We start from the raw sequence: 1,967 nt of genomic DNA on the forward strand, positions 1-1,967 counted from the left end.
GGTGTATCGGCGCTCATGGTCGGGTCCAGCTCGATTCTAGAGCGCGCACCACGTCGGCCAGTGCAGGACGGGTCTGATAGATCTGAACGAATCCCGCCTGACCGGCGGCGGTGGCGATGCGCGGGTGCGTGACCAGGGCGCTCGCCGACGCCCACACGGGGGCCGGCCGCAGATTTTGCAGCGGCAGCAGGGCTTCGGAGCTGCTGAACAGCCACGCGCTGTGCGCCGTGGCCGCCGCGTCGACCACGGCGCGGTCGGCGGTCGACAGCACGGGCGCGCGTCGCGCATAAGCCACACAGCCCTGCACCTGCGCGCCGGCGGCGGTGCATTGGCGGATCAGCCAGTCGCGGCCGGTGCCGGCCACCCCGGCCTCCGCGGTGCCCTGGGCCGAGGTGCCGCGCACGATCAGCACCAGCCGCCCCGGCCCGATCTGGGACGAGACGACCGGCCACAAATGCTCGGAGTCGAATTGCACGGCGTCGGCGGGCGGTGCATCGATCTGGGCCGCGCCCAGGCCCAGCGGCGCGATGGCCTGCGCGAGCATGCGCGCCGTGCCCGGCCCCGGCGCCCAGAAGCGGGTGCGCAACGGCTGGCTTGCCGGTGCAACCCCGCCTTCAAAGAAATGGGTCACCGCCGCCCCGCTCACGAACAGGATGGCGTCGGCCTGCACCCAGTGCGCGCGCCAATGGCGCAGCGTGGCCTGGTCGGCTTGGGCGGCGGGCGGCGCGATCTCGATCAGGGGCAGGGCCTGCGCCGGCCAGCCTTGGGCGCGCAGGGCGTCCGCCCAGGCCTGGGCCTCGGGGGCCGGCCGCGTGACGATGAGCCGTTCCAGCCGGCGCCGGGTGCCAGGCAGGTGGGCGGCGGTGTCCACCAAGGCCTCAGGTCTCCGCGGCCGGCGGCGCGGCACCGGCGGCCCGCAGCGCCTGAGCCACCTGCTGGCCCAAGGCCTCGGCCTCGTCCAGGGTGGTCACGGAAGACTGCTGGCCCACGCGCACCAGGGGCGCCTGGCCCTCGGGATCGCCCCAGGCCGCATCGAGCCGGAGCGCGCCTTCGCGGCCCCAGTCGGCGTAGGCGGCCAGCGGCATGGAGCAGCTGCCGCCCATGGCGCGCGAAACCGTGCGCTCGGCGGCCACGCGCAGCCAGGTCGGCAGATGCACCAGCGGCGCCAGCGCCGCGATGAGATCGGCGCGGTCGGCCCGCACCTCGATGCCCAGCGCGCCCTGCCCGGCCGCCGGCAGGGATTCGACCGGCTCGAAGATGTGGCGGATGCGCGCTTCCAGGCCCAGCCGCTTGAGGCCGGCGGCGGCCAGCACGATGGCGTGGTACCGGCCTTCGTCAAGCTTGCGCAGGCGGGTGTCGAGGTTGCCGCGCAGGGGTTCGATGCGCACGTCGTCCCGCCCCAGCTGGTTCAGCGCGGCGCGCAGCAGGACCAGGCGGCGCAGGCTGGAAGTGCCCACCACGCCGTTGGCCGGCAGGTCGGCCAGCCCCGCGCAGTGCGGCGAGACCCAGGCGTCGCGCGGGTCCTCGCGCTCCATCACGCAGGCCAGCGCAAAGCCGGGCGGCAGCTCCATGGGCACGTCCTTGAGCGAATGCACGGCGATGTCGGCGCGGCCGTCTTCCAGCGCCAGCTCCAGCTCCTTGACGAACAGGCCCTTGCCGCCCACCTTGGACAGGCTGCGGTCCAGGATCTGATCGCCCAGGGTGGTCATGCCCAGCAGCGTGACGCGGTGGCCCAGGCCTTCGAGCAAGGCCTTGACGTGCTCCGCCTGCCACAGGGCGAGGCGGCTTTCGCGGGTGGCAATGGTGATGGCCAGGGGTGAGGAGGATGGGGACATGGGTCGGGGAAGAGGGTCCGGGGAAGGCCGGAAGTCGCGGGCGATTTTGGTACCCGGCTGGTAACGGAAGCGGTGGTTTTGGATGCTAGCATGCCCTGTTCCGTCGAGCGCCCGTCCACCCCAACCCACCAC

At 73.4% G+C, this 1,967-nt stretch carries 2 protein-coding genes; both read right to left on the reverse strand.

Going from position 1 to position 1,967, the window contains the following annotated elements; translation table 11 throughout:
* Positions 1 to 13: 13 nt before the first annotated feature.
* Complete coding sequence (locus tag AC07ZS_RS29740) at positions 14 to 871, reverse strand: uroporphyrinogen-III synthase (protein WP_494802027.1); 858 nt, start codon at positions 869 to 871, stop codon at positions 14 to 16.
* Positions 872 to 878: 7 nt separating this feature from the next.
* Positions 879 to 1,835: a hydroxymethylbilane synthase gene (gene hemC, locus AC07ZS_RS29745; RefSeq protein WP_494802026.1), complete on the reverse strand. Its 957-nt coding sequence runs from the start codon at positions 1,833 to 1,835 to the stop codon at positions 879 to 881.
* Between the last annotated feature and the right edge of the window lie 132 nt (positions 1,836 to 1,967).

The sequence above is a fragment of the Hydrogenophaga sp. GW456-12-10-14-TSB4 genome (assembly GCF_059424305.1).

What these genes read in the sequence shown, in the direction of transcription:
- hemC (WP_494802026.1), bottom strand. Translation starts at nt 1,835, where the DNA reads ATGTCCCCATCCTCCTCACCCCTGGCCATCACCATTGCCACCCGCGAA.